The following is a 19738-nucleotide window of genomic DNA, read 5'->3' on the forward strand; positions in this document are numbered from 1 at the left end:
TAGAGACAGGCCCGGGGCGGCGATCACCCCGTTTCCGGGACCGATAATAAGGAGGGGAGTGGTTATGAGAAGGGCATTTTGGCTGGCGGGCGCAGCGGCGCTGGTGCTGGCAAATCAGGCGTTCGCCGGCGACACTATCAAGATCGGTTTCGTCTCGACCTTCAGCGGCCCGACCGCCGTGATCGGCAACGACATGCGCAACTCCTTCGAGCTCGCGCTCGACCATCTCGGCCGCAAGATGGACGGCAAGCCGGTCGAGGTGATCTACGAGGATGACGGGCAGAAGCCCGACGTCGGCAAGCAGAAAACCGAGAAGCTGGTGCAGTCCGACAAGGTCGACTTCATCGTCGGCTATATCTGGTCGAACGTGTTGTTGGCCTCGCTCAAGACCGCGGTCGATTCGAAGACCTTCCTGATCTCGGCCAATGCCGGTCCGTCGCAGCTCGCGGGCGAGCTGTGCTCGCCTTACGTGTTCTCGACCTCCTGGCAGAACGACCAGACCCCGCAGGCGGTCGGCACTTATATGAACCAGAAGGGCGTCAAGTCGGTGTTCCTGATCGGCCCGAACTACGCCGCCGGCAAGGACATGCTGGCCGGCGTCAAGAGCACCTTCAAAGGTCAGGTCGTGGGTGAGGAATACACGGTGTGGCCGAGCCAGCTCGATTTCTCCGCCGAGCTCTCCAAGGCGCGCGCCTCCGGAGCCGAGTCGATCTTCGCATTCTACCCCGGTGCCGCCGGCGTGCAATTCCTCAATCAATATGCGCAGGCCGGGCTGAAGAGCACGATGCCACTCTACACCGCCTTCACCATCGACGAGCTCTCGCTGCCGCTCCAGAAGGAGAACGCACTCGGGGTGCCCGGCGCGCAGCAATGGGTCAACGACCTCCCCAACGAGCAGAACAAGCGCTTCGTCGCCGACTACCGCAAGAAGTACACCGGACTGCGTCCGACCTTCTACGGCGCGCAGTCCTATGACGCTGCGAACCTGATCAACAGCGCCGTCGTTGCCGTGAAGGGCGACACCTCAAAGAAGGACGAGATGAGGGCCGAGATGGAGAAGGTGAACTTCAAGTCGGTGCGCGGCTCATTCAAATACGGCAACAACCACATCCCGATCCAGAATTTCTATCTGCAGGACGTGGTCAAGGATTCCGAGGGCCAGCTCGCGCTGAAGACCGTCGCCACCATCGTGGAGAACGACCAGGATCGCTTCCACGACAAGTGCAAGATGAAGTGAGCTGACGCTTCTTCCTCTCTCCGCTTGCGGGGAGAGGGCTGGGGTGAGCGGAGTCTCCGCGGGGACCGAGTCGGTTGGAGTCCTCGACAGTTCAACATGGTCATTGCGAGCGCAGCGAAGCAATCCAGAGTCTTTCCGCGGAGGGATTCTGGATTGCTTCGCTGCGCTCGCAATGACGTGCTGAGAGACCGTCGTTCCAGCGGATATCCGTCTCGCCGAAGCTCCCCCTCACCCGGAATTCAAGCTGCGCTCGAATTCCGGCCTCTCCCCGCAAGCGGGGAGAGGGAAGAGCCTGCAAGGGCAGAGGGTCATCATACCCGCGGCATGCTGGCGGGCCGCACCTCGCGCGCCTGCGCTGCGAGCCTGATGCCGGCGTTGGCTGCGCCAAAACCCTGATAATTCCTGCGCTCGACGATCTCGAAGAAGAACCGCTCGTCGAAAATGTGGGTGTAGACCTGGAAGAACTCGCCGTCGCCCTCGCGGTCGTAGAGGATGTGGTTGGCGCGCAGCTGCGCCATCAGTTCGGGCGCGAGGTCGTATTTGGCTTCGATATCGTCGTAGTAGTTGTCAGGAATATCCAGGAAGTCCGCGCCGCGTTGGCGCATCGCGGCGACGGTGGCAAAAATGTCTTGGCACGAGAAGGCGACGTGCTGCACGCCCGAGCCGAAGAACTCGGAGATGAAGCGCGCCGGCAGCGTGCGGTTGGCGGAGGAGCCGTTGAGCACGAAGCGCAGGCTCTGGTCGGCGTTGATGATGGCCTGGCTCTGTACGAGCCCCCTGGGGTCGGCGAGCTCCATCTGCGGCAGGCGTTTCAGGTCGAGGATTCCGGTGTAGAACAGCCGCCAGGACAGCATCTCATCGTAAGGCATCGATTGCGCGATGTGATCGACCGCCAGCAGTGCGTCACCACTGGCATCGCTCGTCACAGGCTCGAAATCGGTGTCCCAGTTCTTGCCGGCCTGATCGAGGAAGTAGAGCAGGCTGCCGCCGACGCCATGGATCGCGGGGATCTCCAGCTCGCCTGGTCCGACCGGCTGGTAGAAGGTGCGCGCCTTCAGTGCTTCGGCGCGCTGCATGGCGCGGCCGGCATTGTCGACGTCGAGCGCGATGGCGCAGACGCCGGGACCGTGCGTGACGTAGTGAGAATGCGCAAAACCGTCGGTCTCGCAATTGATGACGAGCTCGACCTTGCCCTGCGACCAGCGCTCTACCGCTTTGCTGCGATGCTGGCCGGTCTTGCGGAAGCCGAGCTGCGAAAACAGGCGGGCAAGCTCGCCGGCCTTGGTCTCGTTGAGGGCGAACTCGACGAAGCCGGTGCCGCGGCTCTTCGCCTTCGGTGCCAGCGGCTCGCGGCCAAGCTTCGGCCAATCCGGTGCGAGCTGGTCCTCCAGCAGGATCAGCGAGCGCAGACCGTCGACCGCGGTCTGTGCCGCCGACCCGGCGCGGAACTGGTCGTTGAAGATTTCCAGCGACAGTGGCCCGGCATAGCCGGTCGCCGCGATCGCGGCCATGAACTCGCCGACCGGCAGGTCACCCTGGCCGGGGAAGGAGCGGAAGTGTCGGCTCCACGACAGGATGTCAAGCTCGAGCTTCGGTGCGTCGGCAAGCTGCACCAGAAAGATCTTGTCACCGGGAATCGAGGCCATCGCACGGGTCGGAAAGCCAGGGGCCAGCGCATGAAAGCTGTCGAGGATGATGCCGATCGCGGGATGATCGGCGCGCCGCACGATCTCCCAGGCATCGCGATAGTCGTTGACGTGGCGCCCCCAGGCCAGCGCTTCGTAGCCGACGCGCAAACCCCGCTTGGCCGCACGCTCGCCGAGCTCGCGAAAATCTTCCGCGGCGCGGTCGATGCCGCCGAGCGAGCTGGGGGAGACATTGGAACAGATCAGCAGCAGGTCGGTGCCGAGCTCCTGCATCAGGTCGAACTTGCGCTCGGCACGGGCGAAGTTGCGCGCACGCTGTGGCTCCGGCATGCCTTCGAAGTCGCGAAACGGCTGGAAGGCGCAGATCTCGAGGTTGAGGTCGCGGCAGAGCTTTGCGATGTCGCGCGGACCCGCGCCGAAGGACAGCAGATCGTTCTCGAAGATCTCGACCGTGTCGAAACCTGCGGCCGCAATGGCGCGGAGCTTCTCGTCGAGGCTGCCTGAGAGGGAGACGGTGGCGATCGAGCGTTTGTTCATGCTGCATTGTCCTCCATGGCACCCCCGAGAAAGAGTTGCCCGATGCGGGGATCGTTCAGGATGCGCTCCGCCTTGTCGGCCATGCGGGTCTGGCCGAGTTCGAGCACGATGCCGATGTCGGAGATCTCCAGCGCTGAACGCGCGTTCTGCTCGATCATCAGGATGGTGACGCCGCGGTCGCGCAAGCTCTTGAGGATGCCAAAAGTCTGCTGCACCATCAGCGGCGACAGGCCGATCGAAGGCTCGTCGATCAGCACGAGCTTTGGCTCGAGCAGCAGCGAGCGCGCGATCTCGAGCTGCTTCTGCTCGCCGCCTGACAGCGTGGAGGCCTGCTGTGCCGACTTGCGGCGCAGCGCGGGAAACAGGTCGAGCGCCTTCTCGATCCGCTGGGGCAGATCCAGCCCCTTCTCGGCAGCGACGCCGCCGAGCTCGATATTGTGGCGCACCGACAGCTCGGGAAAGATGTTGCGGCCCTGCGGCACGTAGCAGATGCCGGCATTGAGCAGGGCGCGCTGGCTCAGATTGGTGACGTCGCGGCCTGCAAAGCTGATCTTGCCTTCGCGCAGCTTCAGGAGGCCGAAGATTGCTTTGAATACGGTCGATTTGCCGGCGCCGTTCGGGCCGATGATCGTTGTGATCGTGGCTGGAGGAACGGCGAAGGTGGTGCCGTTCAAGATCGTCATCTTGCCGTAGCCGCCGACGAGATTGCGGACCGAGAGGATCGGGTCGCTCATCACTCGCTCCTAATGTCCGAGATAGGCTTCGATCACGGCGGGGTTCCTGCGAACCTCCTCGGGCCGGCCCATCGCCAGCACCTTGCCTTCCGCCATCACCATCACGCGCGAGCACAGCGACATCACGAACTCCATGTTGTGCTCGATCACGACGAAGGTGGCATTCTTCTCGCGGTTGATCGCGACCAGACGCTCCTTCAGGTCAGCCAGCATCGATGGGTTGACGCCGCCGGCGGGCTCGTCGAGCAGCACCAGGCGAGGCCCGCCCATGAAGGCCATGGCGGCGTCGAGCAGCTTCTGCTGGCCATAGGAGAGGCCGCCGGCAGGCTCGTCGGCGAGATGGTCGAGCTTGAAGAAGCCGATCATCTGGTTGGCGGCGTCAGTCAGTCCGGCGTCGGAGCGGCCGACCAGGCGCGAGGCCATGTTGCCCTGGTGCTCCTGTCCGGCGAGGATCAGGTTCTCGCGCACCGAGAGCTTTGGGAACACCTGCAACAGCTGGAAGGTGCGGCTGACCCCGAGCTTGTTGAGCTCGGAGGGACGCAATCCCGTGACCAGCTTGCCATCGAGCTTCACCTCGCCGCCCGATGGCGTGAGCTGGCCGAGGATGCAATTGAACAGCGTGGACTTGCCGCAGCCGTTCGGACCGATCAGGCCGAGGATCTCGCCCTCGCGGACATCGAACGAGACGCCGTTGACTGCGTGGATGCCGCCAAAGCTCTTCTTGACGTCGGTGACTTCGAGGACCGCACTCATTGCACCGTCTCCAGGCGGGATTTTGCGACGGCGCGCAGCGCCGACGCCGCCTTGGTGCGGCGTTCGGCGAGATAGCGGTCGAGGATTCCCAGAATGCCGGTCGGGGACCAGATCAGCAGCAGCATCACGGCCACCGCGTAGAGCATCAGGTAATAACCTTCCGTGAAGCGCAGCCATTCCGGCAGCAGCACCGCGATCATCGCCCCCAGGAACGGACCGAAATAGAAGCCCGCGCCCCCGACGATCACCATCATCAACAGATCAAGCGAGAGCGACAGGTTGAAGGGAACGGGGTCGATATATTGCGTCAGCGGCGCGTAGAGCGCGCCGGCGACGCCGCCGAGCGCCGAGCCGATCGCGAACGCCATCAGCGTATAGCGGCGCGTGTCGACACCGAGCGATTGTGCGCGCAGCGGATTTTCGCGCAGCGCCATGAAGGCGCGCCCCCACGGCGAGCGGATCAGCCACCAAACCGCGAGCGACACGATCGCGAGCGAGCCGAGGCAGACATAATAGAACGGCAGCGGCTTGTTGGTCGCGAGCCCGAGGATGTGCGGACGCGGAATGTTGGAGATGCCGTAGATGCCGCCGGTGAGCCAGCTCTCGTTGCGGAACACCAGGAAAGCGAGGGTAGAGAAGGCCAGTGTGACGAAGGCGAGATAGTGGTGCTGCACGCGCAGCGCGGGATAGCCGAGCACCCAGCCGATCGCGAAGCTCAAGGCAATCGCAACCAGGATCGCGGCCGGCAGCGGCCAGCCATGCGTCGTCATGATCGCGGCGGCATAGGCGCCGATGCCGACGAACGCTCCCTGGGCCAGCGAGACCTGGCCGGCATAGCCCAGCGTGAGGTTGAGGCCCATCGCGGCGATGCTCATCACCGCCCACTGGCTCAGGATGAACAGGCCGTAGCGGTTGAAGTTCATGGGGACGATGATCAACGCGGCGATGACGGCAAGGCCGAGCGCGATCTTCAACGGTTTGGCGAAGCCGCTCATACCGTGCGCTCCTCGGCGCGGCCGAGCAAGCCCTGCGGCCGGAACAGGATCACGGCGATCAGGAAGATCATCGGCACGGCGGCACGGTACTGCGTTGAGACATAGGTCGCCGCGAGATTGTCGAGCACGCCGATCAGAAGGCCGCCGGCGATCGCGCCGCGTACCTGGTTGAAGCCGCCGACGATCGCCGCAATGAAGGCCGCCTGGCCCAGCACCTCACCGGACGAGAACTTTGCAAGGTAGATCGGTGTGATCAGCAGCGAGGCCAGCGCCACCAGGAAGGCGTTGATCAGGAAGGTCAACAGGATCATGCGCTCGACCGGCACGCCGATGATGCGCGCCACCGTCGGGTTCTGTGCCGCCGCTTGCATCTGATGCCCGAGCGAGGTTCGGTTCAGCAAGGTGGTCAGGCCCAGGACGGCGAGAATGGCGACAACGAGCACGCCGAGGCTCTGCAGCGAGACGGCGTGACCGAGGATGGAGATGTCGCCGGTCGGCACGATCGAGGGAAACGGCGAAGCCTCGGCGCTGAAGAACTGCTTCACCGCTTCCTTGATCCCGATCGCGAGCGCCATGGTCGCAATCGCCAGCGGCAGCACGCCGTGGCGCATCATCGGATCGACCAGCAGCAGCTTGAAGGCGAGGCCGAGCAGGATCATCGACAGGAGGATGCCGAGGATGATCGCGAGCCAGAACGGCGCGCCGACATGCATCGCGGCCAGCATCAGGAACGCCGGCAGCATCACGAACTCGCCTTGCGCGAAATTGATGGTCTGCGAGGTCTGCCACAGCAGCGTGAACCCGACCGCGACCAGCGCATAGATCGCGCCGGTGGCTAACCCTGCGACCAGTAGATCGAATAGGTTGGACATTTTCCCCTCTCTCCACTCCCTCGCTCCGCTCTTCCTTCTCCCTCTCCCCGTTCTTACCGGGAGAGGGCAGGGGTGAGGGGTCTCTCTCCGCGAATTCAATTGTCACCGTGACTGCGGCAGCACCCCTTACTCCACCCTCTCCCGGCGAAGAGCGGGGAAAGGGAGAGGAGAGATCTCTCCCCGCATCCGCCTTCGTGAAGCTTCGGCGAGACAGGCGCGGGGAGAGGCGAAGATTCCCTCACTTCAACTTCGGCAGCACCTGCTTCACGACCTGCTTGCCTTCGACCACCTCCACCAAGAAGCTCTGGCGATCGATGTCGCCGTTCTGGTCGAAGGTGACGTCCATCAGGATGCCCGGCTCGTCCGCGGCCTTAATGGTGAGGCCGTGCAACGTGTCGGCAAACTTCTTCGGGTCGACCTTGCCCATCTTCTCGGTGGTGGCCTTCACCATGTAGACGGCGAGGTAGCCCTTCAGGCCGTTATGATCGGGGACGTAATTGTACTTCTTGGAGAACCTCTCGCGGAACGCCTTGACCAGATCGACCGGCGCATCCGTGGTGAGGCCGACATGGCCACGCGCGCCGTTGGCCGCATCGCCGGCGAGCTCGATCACCTTCTGGCCGATCAGCGTGGTCTCGCCCATCAGCGGCGCGGTGACGCCCTGGCGCTTCAGCTCTTTGAGGATGCGCGCGCTCTCTTCCTCGTTGAGATAGACGAAGACGGCGTCTGGGTTCGCAGCCTTGATCTTGCCGACATCGGCGGCGAAGTCGGCCTGACCCGCCTCGGTGGAGAGGTCGGCGACGACCTTGGAGCCGAGCCGATCGAGCTCCTTGACCACGACGTCGCGGCCGCCGCGGCCGAAATCGTTGTTGACCCAGACCACCGCGACCGTCTTCGCCTTCATCTCGTCTTGGATGTACTTTGCGACCTTCGGCATCGAGGATTGCTGGCCGAACGAGGTGCGGAACAGGAACTTGTTGCCGGCTTGCGTCAGCTCGGCGGCTTCACCGCCCATGATCTGCGCGATGCCCGCCTCGGCCGCGAGCGGCGCGGTCACTTTCACCGAGCCGGAATAGCCGGGCCCGAGCAGCACATAGGGCTCGGCGTCGAGGGCCTTCTGCACCTGGGCGCGGGCGACGCCCGGGTTGGACTGCGAGTCGGCGTGGGTCACCTCCAGCTTGCGACCGAGCACGCCGCCCTTGGCGTTGATCTCCTCGATCGCGAGGTCGATGCCGTTCTTCCAATTGGTGCCGACGGTGGCGCCGCCGCCGGAGAGTTCGGCGACGTCGGCGAGCTTGATCGCCTGAGCAAGGGCGCTCGTTGCCGTCATGGCGGTGAGCAGCGCGCCCACCAATAGCGTTGATTTCATCGTCCTCTCCTCCCGTTTCAAATCTCGCGAGCAGCCTTGTGCCGGCCGCTTCGCCTCAAGCTGCCTGATAGGCCGCGCTGCGCGCAGCCATTGCGGCATCAAAAGCTTCTCCCATGACATCGGTGGATGGGACAAGGCCGGTGAACAGTTCGAATGCGTCGGCGGCCTGATAGATCGCAAGCTCGCGCCCGGTCATGATCCGGGCGCCTTTCTCTCGCGCCGCGGCCAGCAGCGGCGTGATCAGCGGCGAATAGACGGCGTCCGCGACCCACAGGTCCGGCCTGAGCAGTGCCGCCGGCACCGGCATGTCACGGCTCGGCAACATGCCGACTGGCGTGCCGTTGACGAGACCGGTTGCGCCATCGAGCGCATCCTCGACGCTTCCAGCCACCCTCGCGCCGCTCTGTCTGGCAAGCAGCGAGGCGAGTTTCTCCGCGCGTGCCGGCTCGCTGTCGAAAATGCGGATGTCGGCCACTTTCAGGCTCGCGAGCGCAAAGGCGATCGCCTTGCCGACGCCGCCGGCGCCGATCACGGCGACGGCGTTGCCGGACGGGGCCAGCAACGGCGCCACGGCCCGCGCAAAGCCGGTGGTGTCGGTGTTGTGCCCGGTCAGCCGGCCATCCCTGACCACGACGGTGTTGACCGCCCCCATGCTGGCCGCGCCCGGCGCCAGCGCGTCGAGCAGCGGGACCACTGCTTCCTTGTAAGGGTAAGTGACGTTGACGCCGGCAAAGCCGAGCCGCCTTACGCCTTCGAGCATCAGGCGCAGCTCGGCCGCGTCGGCGCCGGCGACCTCGATGAGCTGGTAATGGCCGCGCAGGCCAAGCGCCTCGGCGGCGCGCTCGTGCATGGCGGGGGACGCGGAATGCGCGATCGGGGCGCCGATCAGGCCTGTGAGAAGCTTCTTGCTGGCGGCGTATCCGCGCTTCGACATGGTTCCCTATCGTCTCGTTGGGAGCGTCCGGTCCCGGCCATTAGCGGGGAAACCTGCGCAATTCCAGCTGCGACGATAGTCTTTCCCCCGCCTAACACAATTACCCTTTTATCCGACAAACCGAACATGATGTTATTTCTTTCGCCCGCGTGCCAGGGTGCCCTTGCCATTGCCACGGGACGGCTCGACCGCGCGCATCTCGGTGCGCAGGGCTTCGATGAAGTACTCCGCATGCAGCGACAGCGGCGTGCCGCGCTTGACTGCGATGTAGGTGTCGAACCGCGTCGGCTCGGTGATCTTCAGAAGCTCGATCCCGGGATAGCCGCCATGGGCGACCGTGAACTGGTCGATGATGGCGATGCCGAGCCCCGCCTTCACCAGCGCGCAGACCGTGGTGCCGAAGCGCGCACGGATGGTGATGTTGTAGTCGAGCCGGTTGCGCGCGAAGATCTCGGCCATGATCCGGCCGTAAGGGTCGTTGGGATCGATGCCGATCAGCGGATAGCGGGTGATCTCGGCGGCGGAAACCTGCTTGCGGCCGGCGAGCTCGTGACCCGCCGGCACGATGCAATAGAGCTCGCCCGAGGCAAGCGGCATGAAGTCGAGCCCGGAATGCTCCAGCCGGTAGCTCATCGCCACGCACTCGCCGCGGCCGAGCATCAGGTAGTCGATGGCCTCCTCGAGCTTGAGGATGTTGATGTCGATGCCGAGATCGGGATAGCGGCGGCGGACACGCTCGATGGCGCGCGGCACCATTACCTGTGAGATGCTCGGCACCGAGCCGATGCGCAGCTCCGAGAGGCCGCCGCGGCCGATCTTGGAGATGATCTCGGAGAGGTCGTCGACCTTCTTATAGACGCCGTTGATCTGCTCGAAGATGTTCTCGGCTTCCGGCGTCGGGAAGTAGCGCCCGTTCTGGCGCTGAAAGAAGCGGATGCCGAGCGACCGCTCGGTGTATTTGACGAGGCGGCTGATCCCGGGCGCCGAGACGTTGAGCAGCTTTGCCGCACCGCCGATGGTGCCCGTCACCATCACGGCACGGATCACTTCAACCTGGCGCAGCGTCATCATGGCGTTGAAATGTCCCTGGCATCGACAAGAGATCGTGGCGGCGATCATCTCACGAGAAATGCGATGTCATCCAGCGGCAAGTGTGTGCGATGTGGACGGAGGCTGGCGGGCTGCCCTACCCTCCCCTGGAGGGGGAGGGTCGATCGCGCGCAGCGCGAGCGGGGTGGGGTGATCTCTCCACTCGGGCACTGTTCGTCGCGGAGGGACCGTCACCCCACCCCGTCTCATATTTCGCTGCGCTCAATATGAGCCGACCCTCCCCCTCCAGGGACCCTCCAGGGGAGGGTAAGAGCGACGCTGACTCGTGGCTGACGATGGCGGAGTAATTTCCCGGTCAAAGCGTTTCGACCGAAATCCGCGCGTTCAGATGGAGAGGCGTCCTCCTGGCGCGATCTGTTGCTCTTTCTGTTGCAACGGCGCTCTAGCTCGCCGGCCCTTCCGGCAACACGCTCTCGGCTAGCTCCGCGCGCTCGCTTTGCAGCACCTCGCGCGCAAACTCGATGATCTTCTGCTTGTTGGCCGTTTCGCGGACGGCAAAAAACACGCGGTTCAATTCCAGGCCGAGCACGCTGTTGAGGGCGATGTCCTCGTCTTCCATCGTGGTTTTCCCGCTTCGGACGCGTTCAGGTGTAACTGGACCTCACTTCCTCCACAAGTAGATTAAATCTTCGCAGCAGACGGAACACCGGCAAACTACGGAGCAGCGAAATTGGGGCAGCCCCCAAATACATGTACATGCTATATGGGAGGCCAGGGTCAGGAAACGCACTGATGTCTGCCGCAGATGCCGTGGATTATGGCCGGGAGGCGCTCGACTTCATCGAGGGGCTTAGCGCCTACACGAAGATTCCGGACGCCGTGGATGCGCTCTCGACCGCCTTCGCTCGGTACGGATTCGAACACATCATCGTAACGGGCCTGCCCAATCCCGATCAGCGCTTCTCCCAGATGGTGCTCGCCAAGAAGTGGCCGGCGGAGTGGTTCAGCCTCTACACCCAAAAGAGCTACGATCGCGTCGATCCCGTGATCCGCAAATGCCGGCAGACGGTGAACCCTTTCGAGTGGTCTGAAGCGCCGTATGATCCGGAGCTAGAGCCGGGCGCGGTGGAGGTGATGCGGCGCGCCGCCGATTTCCGCATGTCGCGCGGCTTCGTGGTGCCGATCCACGGCTTGACCGGTTATGAGGCCGGCGTCTCGCTCGGTGGCGTCCATCTCGATCTCAACGCCCGCAGCAAGCCGGCGTTGCATCTGATCGCGATGTACGGCTTTGATCACATTCGCCGTCTGCTTGATCCGGCGCCGCATCCGTCGACCCGGCTCACCCCCCGCGAGCGCGAGGTGCTCGCCTGGGCCTCCCAAGGCAAGTCCGCCTGGGAGATCGGCGAGATCCTCAACATCACGCAACGCACGGCGGAAGAGCACCTTGCAACTGCCGCGCGCAAGCTCGGCGCCGTCAACCGGACGCATGCGGTCGCAATCGCGATCCGCCACAGAATCATCACTCCTTGAAATCGTCGCCTACTGGGAAATTTCCCAATAGTCGGCTTTGCCTTTTTCGCTGAGGCTTCCCCCATTTCGAGCCATGGGGGAGTTCATGATTCATGTGATTTCTGCCGTCAATCGGCACCTCTACGAGGGTGTCCTGGAACAGCATTTTCGGGTCCGTCACGAGATCTTTGTCGAGGAGCGGAATTGGGAGGCACTGCGCAAGCCCGACGGTCGCGAGATCGATACCTACGACAATGAGGACGCGGTCTACCTGCTGGCTCTCGAAAGTGGCCGGGTGCTCGGCGGCTCCCGCCTGTATCCGACCACCAAGCCGACGATGATGGGCGAGGTCTTCCCGCATCTCGCCGCGGTGCGCGGTTGCCCATCGGACCCGCTGGTCTGGGAGTGGTCGCGCTTCTTCGTTTCGCGCGAGCGCCGCGACGGCGTGTTCAATCTGCAATTGATGGCGGCAGCGCAGGAGTTCTGTCTCGATCAGGGCCTCGAGCGGCTCTGTCTCGTCATGGAGACCTGGTGGCTACCGCGCTTCCATGACATCGGATTCGTCGTGACGCCGCTGGGATTACCGGCGCTGGTCGAGAATTCCTGGACCATGGCCGCAACGATCGATATTCGGCAGGAGTCGCTTGATATCGTGCGTGACCGTATCGGGATGACGAGCGTCGTCCAGCAGGACGGTCCGCGTATCGACTGCATCGCCCGTGCCAACCTCTGCGGCTTCGCCGCGCAACGAAAGAGCGCCTGAGATGTCGAACATGATGCGGGACAGCCAGATCATGGCGCAAACGAAGGACGAGAACCTCTGCTACATGTCCGACATGGCGCTCGAGCTGGCGCAGATGGCGGACGATTCTGGATTGGCGACGCTCGCCTATCTGTTCCGGATGGCAGCGCTGGAGGCCTCGACGGCCAACAGCGTGCTCGCCGAGCCCGACGACCTCCCCCGGCAGATGACGTCGCACTAAAGCATGATCCGGAAAAGTGCGAAGCGGTTTTCCGGAAAGATCATGCGTAAACAACAAGCTAAAGCGCGATGACGATTCATCCAATTCTCATCGCGCTTTAGACTTCCCTGCCTTCCGACGAACTTGCACCCTTTCTTCGGTCCGCCGGCGAGAGGGTGTTGGTCTGGGTGCGGCAGGTTGCCCCAGCCGGCACGGCAGCATTCTTGCACGATCGATTTCGATCGCATGCATCGGCATGCAACAAAGTGCATGTTTGGTGTCGAATCGCTCTTGCCTCGGAACGATACTGCCATTACCCATTTTTCGGCCTTGAAGAGGCAGGGGGAGCTCTTTCACTGATGGCGACCGTGTTCGAACATCGGCGCGACGCTGCGCGCGCCTGAAAGAGTCTTGATGCTGCTCGTCGTCGAACAGTTCTTGAACGGATTGCAGTTCGGCCTGCTGCTGTTCCTGCTCGCCGCAGGCCTGACGCTGGTGTTCGGGATCATGGATCTCGTCAACCTCGCGCACGGCTCGCTCTACATGATGGGCGCGTACTTTGCCGCGACCTTTGCGGCCTGGACCGGCAGCTTCGTGCTCGGCGCGCTGATGGCGTTAGGGGCTACGCTGGTACTCGGTATCGTGCTGGAGGTGACGGCGCTGCGGCATCTTTATGGCCGCGATCATCTCGACCATGTGCTCGCAACCTTCGGCCTGATCCTGTTCTTCAACGAGGCCGTGCGGCTGATCTGGGGCCCGGCAGGCCTGGCGCTGCCTTTGCCCGCCTGGCTCACGGTGCCGGTGCCGATCCTGCCCGGCATTCACTATCCGGCCTATCGCCTCGCCATCATCGTGGTGGCGCTGCTGGTTGCGCTGCTGCTCTATCTCGGCGTGATGCGTACCCGCATCGGCATGCTGATCCGTGCCGGCGCCTCCAACCGCGAGATGATCGGCGCGCTCGGCATCAACATCAAGTTGCTCTACACGCTGGTGTTCGGCTTGGGGGCCGCGCTCGCGGGCCTCGCCGGCCTGATGCAGGCGCCGATCCTCACCGTGCAGATCGGCATGGGTGAGAACATCCTGATCCTCGCCTTCGTCATCATCGTGATCGGCGGCATCGGCTCGATCCGCGGCGCGTTCCTCGCCGCGATCTTCGTCGGCATGATCGACACGCTCGGCCGTGCCTTCCTGCCGAACTTGTTGCGCCAGGTGCTGAGCGGCGCCGCCGCCTCCACCGCCGCGCCGGCGCTGTCCTCCATGCTGATCTATCTCTTGATGGCGATCGTGCTGGTGGTGCGGCCGGAGGGGCTGTTTCCGGCCCATCGCAGATGAAGAGCTTGCGTCGATGAAAGGTCTGAGCGTGAGCAAGGCCGTCACGGCCCTGATGCTGGCGGGCCTCGTGCTGCTGCCGCTCTATTCGTCTCTGTCCGGCAACATCTTCATCCTGACGCTGTTCACCCGCATCGTCATCCTGGCGCTGGCGGCGGCGAGCCTCAACCTCATCATGGGCTTTGGCGGCATGATGAGCTTTGGTCATGCCGCCTATCTCGGCATCGGCGGCTACGCCGTCGGCATGCTTGCGCAGGAAGGCGTGGGTTCCGGCTTCATTCAGTTTCCGGTGGCGCTCGCGGCCTCCGCGATCTATGCGCTCGTGATCGGCGCGCTCTCTTTGCGCACCCGCGGCGTCTATTTCATCATGATCACGCTCGCCTTCGCGCAGATGGCCTATTACGTCGCCTCGGGGCTGGCGCGCTACGGTGGTGATGACGGCCTGACCATCTACAAGCGCAGCGACTTCTCGGGGCTGATCGACCTGTCGAACCGCACGCAGTTCTATTATCTCTGCCTCGCCTGCCTGTTCGGCGTCATCTTCCTGATCTGGCGCATCGTCAATTCGCGCTTCGGCCTCGTCGTGCAGGGCCTGCGCTCCAACGAGCAGCGCATGCAGGCGATCGGCTTTCCGGCCAAGCGCTACCAGCTGGTCTGCTTCGTCATATCAGGCACGATGTGCGGCCTTGCCGGCGCGCTGCTCGCCAACAACACCGATTTCGTCAGCCCGGCCGTGATGTACTGGACGCGTTCCGGCGACCTCATGGTGATGGTGATCCTGGGCGGCATGGGAACGCTGTTCGGCCCTGTGATGGGCGCGGTGGTCTATCTGCTGCTGGAAGAGTTCCTGTCGCAGATCACCGAATATTGGGCGCTGATCATGGGTCCGCTGTTGCTGCTCATCGTTCTGTTCGGCCGCGGCGGCATCATGGGCGTGCTCGGGAGGGCTGGCCGTGGCTGAACCCCTGCTCCGCGTCGAAAAGCTGGTGCGCCGCTTCGGCGGCATCATCGCGACCGACAACGTCTCGCTCGAGGTCGCCAGCGGCGAGCTGCATGCCATCATCGGTCCGAACGGCGCCGGCAAGACCACGCTGATCAGCCAGCTCACCGGGCATCTCGCGCCGCATTCCGGCAGCGTCTCGCTGGCCGGGCGCGACATCACCTATTTGCCGGCCTATCGCCGCTGCGCGCTCGGCCTTGCGCGCTCGTTCCAGATCACTTCGCTGCTGCTCGACTTCACCGCGGCGGACAATGTCGCGCTCGCAGCGCAGGCGCATGCCGGCACCTCGTTCCGCTTCTTCGCCAATGCGCGCAAGGAGACGGGCCTGCGCGATGCCGCCCATGCCGCGCTCGACCGCGTCGGTCTCGCCCATCGCGCCGATGTGCTGGTGTCGAAGCTCAGCCATGGCGAGCGGCGCCAGATCGAGCTTGCGGTCGCGCTCGCCAGCAAGCCGAAATTGCTACTGCTCGACGAGCCCATGGCCGGCCTCGGCGTCACCGAATCCCAAGGCATGGTCAAACTGCTCCAGGAGCTGCGCAAAGAAGTCTCGATCGTGCTGGTCGAGCACGACATGCCGGCGGTGTTCGCGCTCGCCGACCGCATCTCGGTGCTGGTCTATGGCCGCGTCATCGCCTCCGGCGATCCGGCCGCGATCCGCCAGAACGAGGACGTCAAGCGCGCCTATCTCGGCGATCAGCATGTGGTGACGCATCATGGCTGACACGCTGCTCGAGGTCGACGGCATCGAGACCTGCTACGGGCTCTCCCAGGTGCTGTTCGGCCTGTCGCTGTCGATCAAGCCGGGCGAGATGGTCTCGCTGATGGGCCGCAACGGCATGGGCAAGACCACGACCATCCGCTCCATCATGGGACTGACCCCGGCACGCGCCGGGACCATTCGCTTCGCGGGCGCCGAAGTGCGGCAGCTTCCGTCCTACAGAATTGCCAAGCTCGGCGTCGGCCTCGTTCCCGAGGGACGTCAGATCTTCCCGAACCTCACCGTGCGCGAAAACCTCGTCGCCGCCGCGGCTGATCGTTTCGGCAGCAGCAATCCCTGGACGCTCGCCGCGATCTACGTGCTGTTCCCGCGCCTGGCCGAACGCGCCGCCAACATGGGAAACCAGCTTTCCGGCGGCGAGCAGCAGATGCTCGCGATCGGCCGCGCGCTGATGACCAACCCGAAGCTTCTGATTCTGGACGAAGCGACCGAGGGCCTCGCGCCCCTGATCCGCGAGGAGATCTGGAATTGCCTGTCGCTGCTCAAGAACCGGGGACAGTCGATCCTGGTCGTCGACAAGAACGTCGACCATCTCGCCCGCATCTGCGATCGCCACTACATCATCGAGCGCGGCAGAACCGTATGGAGCGGCACATCGAACGAGCTGATGGCCGCGCCGGATTTGCAGCACAAATATCTGGGGATTTGAGGCGCCGCTCTCTCCCCGTCATTGCGAGCGCAGCGAAGCAATCCAGATTGCCGCTGCGGAAAGATTCTGGATTGCTTCGCTTCGCTCGCAATGGCACAGGAAAGGGCGGTGCGCCCTTGCCAACAAATCCCGTGGCGGTGCAGCTCGTGGATCACGCGAGCCTCGATCGACGCACTCAGTGGCGGCTAACGCGCCAGCCGATGCGTGCCGATCTCGATCAGGGTGGCCCTGCAGGACAGGCGATAGATCAGGCTGAACAATTGATCCCACATGATCGAACTCCGCTGTTGATCATGGAGCGGCAGTCTAGGCATGGTGTCTTTCCGCCGTTTTTCGAGCGAGACGGAAAATGGCTTCGTCGGACCGCTGCGGGATGTCGTCGGAACAGGGGAGACGAAGTCGTCTCACGGAAGCGTGAGGCGGATCGTCCTCAAAACATCTCGAAATATTCGCGATGCTCCCAGTCGGTCACTTCAGACAGGAAGCGATCGATCTCGGCGTTCTTGATGTGGGCGTAATAGTCGACAAATTCAGCCCCGAGCTTCTCGCGGAAGAACGGGTCGTCCTTCAGCGCGGCGACTGCATCGCGCAAGCTTTTCGGCAATGGCGGCGCTTTGGTCTCGTAGGGCGTGTCGGCCGAGGGGCCGGGATCGAGCTTGCGGTCGACGCCGTCGAGGCCTGAGAGAATCTGCGAGGCCATGTAGAGATAGGGATTGGCGGCGGGCTCGCCGATGCGGTTCTCCAGGCGCGTTGCGGCATCGCCGGCGCCTCCGAGCACGCGGATCATCACGCCGCGATTGTCGCGGCCCCAGATCGCGCGGTCCGGGGCCAGCGAATAGGACCGATAGCGCTTGTAGCCGTTGATGGTCGGGGTCGTGAACACGGTCGATGCGCGCGCGTGGTCGAGCAGGCCGGCGAGATAGGCCCGGCCGAACGCGCTGAGCGGCTCGCCCTCCGCATTCGCCATGAATTGGTTCTCGCCGCTCGTGCGCGAGACGATCGACTGATGCAGGTGCCAGCCGCTGGCGAACACGTTCGGCAGTTTTGGGCGGCACATGAAGGTGGCGTGATAGCCATGGCGTCGCGCGATCTGCTTCACGGCAGAGCGGAACAGCACCATGTTGTCGGCGGGCTCCAGCCCTTTCCTCGGCTGGAAGGTGAACTCGCACTGGCTGGGTCCGAACTCGACCTCGACCGAGCGCAAGGGCAGCCCAAGCGCGACGATGTCACGCCGCAAGATCTCCAGCACCGGCTCCATCTGATCGAAGCGCTGCTCGGTGAGATATTGATAGCCGTGGCTGAGCAGGCTCACCGATGGCGGTGTGCCCGGCTGGCCGGCATCCTCCGCGCGCATGTGCGGATCGTCGAGCCTGAAGATGTGGAATTCCACTTCGAGGCCCGCGATGAAGTCGTAACCACGCGTGCCGAGCTCATCGAGCACGCTCTTGTAGAGCCGGCGGGTTGCGAACGGCACTGGGCGGCCGTCGTTGAAATAGAGGTCGCACAGCACCCAGCCCGTCGCCGGGGCCCATGGCAGCACGCGAAACGTGGTGGGATCGGCGACCATCAGCACATCGGCCGCGCCCTCCATCTCCTTCATGCCGAAGCCGCCGCCTGACGTGAACACCGGAAACACCGTGCGGTGCGAGGTGTCCTTGGCGAGCATCGTCGTGGTGATGGAGCAGCCGCTTTCGAGCGAGGCGATCGCCTCGGCGGCGACGACGGTCTTGCCGCGCAAAATGCCGTGCTGGTCGGGGAAGGCGAGGCGGATGACCTCGAGGTTCTTTTCCTCGGCGATACGGCGCATGCGCGTTGCCGCATCTTTCTGCTCATCCGACCACAGCGCATGGCGCGCGACGAAAGTCACTTTGCTACTCCTTCAGTCGTGAGGCGCGAAGCATGCGCCACATTCTCCGTCAGTGCGAGGAGCTCTTGCGACGAAGCAATCCAGCAATGCGCCGGCGGTGACAGACTGGATTGCTTCGCTTGGCTCGCAATGACGAGGATAGACGTCACTCCGCCGCCGTCAGCCGATGCACCTTGCCTTCGATCTCCTTCGGCACCGGCGCCGTCCAGGGCGCGCCGCGGCGGCGCTTGACGTCGACTTCCATCCAGTAGGTCTCCCAGCCCCGCGTCGGCCCGATGCCGTCCATCGTCGCCGGTCCCTGGATGCTGCGTGCGTTGGCCTCGTCCAGGAACAGCATCGGCTTCTCGCCGTTCTGGACCTTCTCGATCTCCTGCCGCAGCAGGCGGCGATACTGCACGATCGCCTTGTCGGACTGTCCGAGATGCTCCTTGGTGCGGTCCTGAATCGCGCCCATCGATTCCACCGCCCATTGGTCGTGCACGTTGATGTCGTTGCCCATGCCGGTATAGGTCGCGGTCTGCTGCTCGTGCGGATCGAAACCGTAATCGTTGCTGCGGTTCTTGCGCGATTTGTAGTCGGGCAGCTCATAGAGCTCGAGCCGCTGGTCGCGCATTTTCTTCTTGTCGACCGGGTTCGTGTAGCTGGTGAAGATCGCGTACCAGTAGCAGTTCTCGTCATCGACGGGCACGTGCCACTGCGTGATCGTCATCTCCGTGCTCATGGGGATGACGAAGCCGTGCGGGAACAGCTGGTTGGTGACGCGCACATGCGTCCGCTCCGCGTCGATCTCGCGCAGCGCGATCAGCCGCAGGCCATATTCGGTGTGCTCGACATTGATGATCGGGCGGTCGTATTCGCGCAGGATCTTCGTCATCGGCAGGTCGGAGCCGGCCGAGGCGCCGCGGAATTGCTTGCCGTAGGCGGTCGAGGTGTCCTCGTCCTCGAAGAAGCGGTGCAGGTAGGAGGCGTGGGCGGGATCGATGCCGACCTCCAGCGCCTGCAGCCAGTTGCAGGCCATGTGCCCCTTGAACGCGAACGTATGGCTGCCCGGCGCGATGAAGCAGTCGATCTCCGGGAATGCGGGCGGCGCACCCTCGCCGAGATAAGCCCAGAGGATGCCGCTCTTCTCCACCACGGGATAGGAGCGCTGGCGGATGTTCTGGCAGAGTTTTGAATCCTTCGGCTCGGCCGGCGTCTCGATGCACTGGCCGGTGGCGTCGAACAGCCAGCCATGGAAAGCACAGCGCAGGCCGCCATGCTCCAAACGCCCGAAGGCGAGGTCGGCGCCGCGATGCGCGCAGTGGCGGTCGATCAGCCCATAGCGTCCGCTCTCGTCGCGAAACAGCACCAGGTTCTCGCCGAGCAGCCTGACGGGACGGATCGGCCGCGCGCCTTCCAGCTCATCCACCAGCGCCGCCGGCTGCCAGTAGCTCCGCATCAGCTTGCCGCAGGGGTCCTTCGGCCCGGTGCGGGTGATCAGGTCGTTCTGCTCCTGGCTCATCATGGCGCGTGTATCC

General features: G+C 63.9%; 20 protein-coding genes. 8 read left to right on the plus strand and 12 right to left on the minus strand.

What is annotated here, in order from left to right:
- The first annotated feature begins 64 nt into the window (after positions 1–64).
- Positions 65–1237 carry an ABC transporter substrate-binding protein gene (locus tag P6U28_RS33960; RefSeq protein WP_407120616.1) on the plus strand — a complete coding sequence of 391 codons (1173 nt, stop codon included), beginning with the start codon at positions 65–67 and terminating at the stop codon, positions 1235–1237.
- A 311-nt stretch (positions 1238–1548) separates the two neighbouring features.
- Here P6U28_RS33960 and P6U28_RS33965 read toward each other — a convergent pair whose 3' ends face one another.
- The 9 genes from P6U28_RS33965 to P6U28_RS34005 form a co-directional block, all read right to left on the minus strand.
- The gene (locus P6U28_RS33965) at positions 1549–3420 is read right to left on the minus strand and encodes a bifunctional sugar phosphate isomerase/epimerase/4-hydroxyphenylpyruvate dioxygenase family protein (RefSeq protein WP_407120617.1); all 1872 of its coding nucleotides are present in this window, start codon (positions 3418–3420) and stop codon (positions 1549–1551) included.
- Entirely contained in the window at positions 3417–4154 is a 738-nt protein-coding gene (locus P6U28_RS33970) for an ABC transporter ATP-binding protein (protein WP_122406114.1), read from the minus strand. The genes P6U28_RS33965 and P6U28_RS33970 overlap by 4 nt, the downstream gene beginning before the upstream one ends.
- Before the next feature lie 9 nt (positions 4155–4163).
- A complete protein-coding gene (locus P6U28_RS33975; RefSeq protein WP_122406113.1) occupies positions 4164–4907 on the minus strand; it encodes an ABC transporter ATP-binding protein in 744 nt (247 codons plus the stop codon).
- Positions 4904–5902, minus strand: a complete 999-nt coding sequence (locus tag P6U28_RS33980) for a branched-chain amino acid ABC transporter permease (RefSeq protein WP_122406112.1) — start codon at positions 5900–5902, stop codon at positions 4904–4906. Before P6U28_RS33980 ends, P6U28_RS33975 begins: the two co-directional genes overlap by 4 nt.
- Entirely contained in the window at positions 5899–6774 is an 876-nt protein-coding gene (locus P6U28_RS33985; RefSeq protein ID WP_122406111.1) for a branched-chain amino acid ABC transporter permease, read from the minus strand. Before P6U28_RS33985 ends, P6U28_RS33980 begins: the two co-directional genes overlap by 4 nt.
- Before the next feature lie 238 nt (positions 6775–7012).
- Positions 7013–8143 carry an ABC transporter substrate-binding protein gene (locus P6U28_RS33990; RefSeq protein WP_407120618.1) on the minus strand — a complete coding sequence of 377 codons (1131 nt, stop codon included), beginning with the start codon at positions 8141–8143 and terminating at the stop codon, positions 7013–7015.
- Positions 8144–8198: 55 nt separating this feature from the next.
- Positions 8199–9077 carry a shikimate dehydrogenase gene (locus P6U28_RS33995; protein WP_122406109.1) on the minus strand — a complete coding sequence of 293 codons (879 nt, stop codon included), beginning with the start codon at positions 9075–9077 and terminating at the stop codon, positions 8199–8201.
- Positions 9078–9209: 132 nt separating this feature from the next.
- Positions 9210–10148 (minus strand): LysR family transcriptional regulator, encoded by a 939-nt coding sequence (locus P6U28_RS34000; RefSeq protein ID WP_122406985.1) that lies wholly within the window; start codon positions 10146–10148, stop codon positions 9210–9212.
- Positions 10149–10569: 421 nt separating this feature from the next.
- Positions 10570–10746: a hypothetical protein gene (locus tag P6U28_RS34005; protein ID WP_122406108.1), complete on the minus strand. Its 177-nt coding sequence runs from the start codon at positions 10744–10746 to the stop codon at positions 10570–10572.
- A gap of 173 nt (positions 10747–10919) precedes the next feature.
- Between P6U28_RS34005 and P6U28_RS34010 the strand changes: the two genes are divergently transcribed.
- The 7 genes from P6U28_RS34010 to P6U28_RS34040 all read left to right on the plus strand — a co-directional run bounded on the left by P6U28_RS34010 (position 10920) and on the right by P6U28_RS34040 (position 16354).
- Entirely contained in the window at positions 10920–11657 is a 738-nt protein-coding gene (locus tag P6U28_RS34010) for a LuxR family transcriptional regulator (protein WP_129145917.1), read from the plus strand.
- Positions 11658–11742: 85 nt separating this feature from the next.
- Positions 11743–12399: an acyl-homoserine-lactone synthase gene (locus P6U28_RS34015; RefSeq protein ID WP_164937227.1), complete on the plus strand. Its 657-nt coding sequence runs from the start codon at positions 11743–11745 to the stop codon at positions 12397–12399.
- Between the two features lies 1 nt (position 12400).
- Positions 12401–12619 carry a hypothetical protein gene (locus P6U28_RS34020; protein ID WP_122406105.1) on the plus strand — a complete coding sequence of 73 codons (219 nt, stop codon included), beginning with the start codon at positions 12401–12403 and terminating at the stop codon, positions 12617–12619.
- 393 nt (positions 12620–13012) lie between these two features.
- Positions 13013–13930 (plus strand): branched-chain amino acid ABC transporter permease, encoded by a 918-nt coding sequence (locus P6U28_RS34025; RefSeq protein ID WP_122406104.1) that lies wholly within the window; start codon positions 13013–13015, stop codon positions 13928–13930.
- A gap of 13 nt (positions 13931–13943) precedes the next feature.
- The gene (locus P6U28_RS34030; protein WP_122406103.1) at positions 13944–14888 is read left to right on the plus strand and encodes a branched-chain amino acid ABC transporter permease; all 945 of its coding nucleotides are present in this window, start codon (positions 13944–13946) and stop codon (positions 14886–14888) included.
- The gene (locus tag P6U28_RS34035) at positions 14881–15648 is read left to right on the plus strand and encodes an ABC transporter ATP-binding protein (RefSeq protein WP_129145919.1); all 768 of its coding nucleotides are present in this window, start codon (positions 14881–14883) and stop codon (positions 15646–15648) included. The genes P6U28_RS34030 and P6U28_RS34035 overlap by 8 nt, the downstream gene beginning before the upstream one ends.
- Positions 15641–16354 carry an ABC transporter ATP-binding protein gene (locus tag P6U28_RS34040; RefSeq protein WP_129145920.1) on the plus strand — a complete coding sequence of 238 codons (714 nt, stop codon included), beginning with the start codon at positions 15641–15643 and terminating at the stop codon, positions 16352–16354. The genes P6U28_RS34035 and P6U28_RS34040 overlap by 8 nt, the downstream gene beginning before the upstream one ends.
- Before the next feature lie 185 nt (positions 16355–16539).
- Here P6U28_RS34040 and P6U28_RS34045 read toward each other — a convergent pair whose 3' ends face one another.
- The 3 genes from P6U28_RS34045 to P6U28_RS34055 form a co-directional block, all read right to left on the minus strand.
- Positions 16540–16668: a hypothetical protein gene (locus P6U28_RS34045; RefSeq protein WP_283810522.1), complete on the minus strand. Its 129-nt coding sequence runs from the start codon at positions 16666–16668 to the stop codon at positions 16540–16542.
- A 116-nt stretch (positions 16669–16784) separates the two neighbouring features.
- The gene (locus P6U28_RS34050) at positions 16785–18221 is read right to left on the minus strand and encodes a glutamine synthetase family protein (protein ID WP_129145921.1); all 1437 of its coding nucleotides are present in this window, start codon (positions 18219–18221) and stop codon (positions 16785–16787) included.
- A 145-nt stretch (positions 18222–18366) separates the two neighbouring features.
- On the minus strand, positions 18367–19725 hold the full coding sequence (locus P6U28_RS34055) for an aromatic ring-hydroxylating dioxygenase subunit alpha (protein WP_129145922.1): 1359 nt from the start codon (positions 19723–19725) through the stop codon (positions 18367–18369).
- Positions 19726–19738 lie beyond the last annotated feature (13 nt).

Origin of the sequence: Bradyrhizobium sp. STM 3561, assembly GCF_045571455.1 — a bacterium.
Taxonomy (GTDB): Bacteria; Pseudomonadota; Alphaproteobacteria; order Rhizobiales; family Xanthobacteraceae; genus Bradyrhizobium; species Bradyrhizobium vignae.

Coding starts and splice junctions, on each gene's coding strand:
- P6U28_RS34040 (WP_129145920.1), top strand. CDS start 15,641: ATGGCTGACACGCTGCTCGAGGTCGACGGCATCGAGACCTGCTACGGG.
- P6U28_RS34010 (WP_129145917.1), top strand. CDS start 10,920: ATGTCTGCCGCAGATGCCGTGGATTATGGCCGGGAGGCGCTCGACTTC.
- P6U28_RS33995 (WP_122406109.1), bottom strand. CDS start 9,077: ATGTCGAAGCGCGGATACGCCGCCAGCAAGAAGCTTCTCACAGGCCTG.
- P6U28_RS34045 (WP_283810522.1), bottom strand. CDS start 16,668: ATGCCTAGACTGCCGCTCCATGATCAACAGCGGAGTTCGATCATGTGG.
- P6U28_RS33965 (WP_407120617.1), bottom strand. CDS start 3,420: ATGAACAAACGCTCGATCGCCACCGTCTCCCTCTCAGGCAGCCTCGAC.
- P6U28_RS33985 (WP_122406111.1), bottom strand. CDS start 6,774: ATGTCCAACCTATTCGATCTACTGGTCGCAGGGTTAGCCACCGGCGCG.
- P6U28_RS34015 (WP_164937227.1), top strand. CDS start 11,743: ATGATTCATGTGATTTCTGCCGTCAATCGGCACCTCTACGAGGGTGTC.
- P6U28_RS34005 (WP_122406108.1), bottom strand. CDS start 10,746: ATGGAAGACGAGGACATCGCCCTCAACAGCGTGCTCGGCCTGGAATTG.
- P6U28_RS33980 (WP_122406112.1), bottom strand. CDS start 5,902: ATGAGCGGCTTCGCCAAACCGTTGAAGATCGCGCTCGGCCTTGCCGTC.
- P6U28_RS34020 (WP_122406105.1), top strand. CDS start 12,401: ATGTCGAACATGATGCGGGACAGCCAGATCATGGCGCAAACGAAGGAC.
- P6U28_RS34030 (WP_122406103.1), top strand. CDS start 13,944: ATGAAAGGTCTGAGCGTGAGCAAGGCCGTCACGGCCCTGATGCTGGCG.
- P6U28_RS34025 (WP_122406104.1), top strand. CDS start 13,013: ATGCTGCTCGTCGTCGAACAGTTCTTGAACGGATTGCAGTTCGGCCTG.
- P6U28_RS33990 (WP_407120618.1), bottom strand. CDS start 8,143: ATGAAATCAACGCTATTGGTGGGCGCGCTGCTCACCGCCATGACGGCA.
- P6U28_RS34000 (WP_122406985.1), bottom strand. CDS start 10,148: ATGATGACGCTGCGCCAGGTTGAAGTGATCCGTGCCGTGATGGTGACG.
- P6U28_RS34055 (WP_129145922.1), bottom strand. CDS start 19,725: ATGATGAGCCAGGAGCAGAACGACCTGATCACCCGCACCGGGCCGAAG.
- P6U28_RS33975 (WP_122406113.1), bottom strand. CDS start 4,907: ATGAGTGCGGTCCTCGAAGTCACCGACGTCAAGAAGAGCTTTGGCGGC.
- P6U28_RS33960 (WP_407120616.1), top strand. CDS start 65: ATGAGAAGGGCATTTTGGCTGGCGGGCGCAGCGGCGCTGGTGCTGGCA.
- P6U28_RS33970 (WP_122406114.1), bottom strand. CDS start 4,154: ATGAGCGACCCGATCCTCTCGGTCCGCAATCTCGTCGGCGGCTACGGC.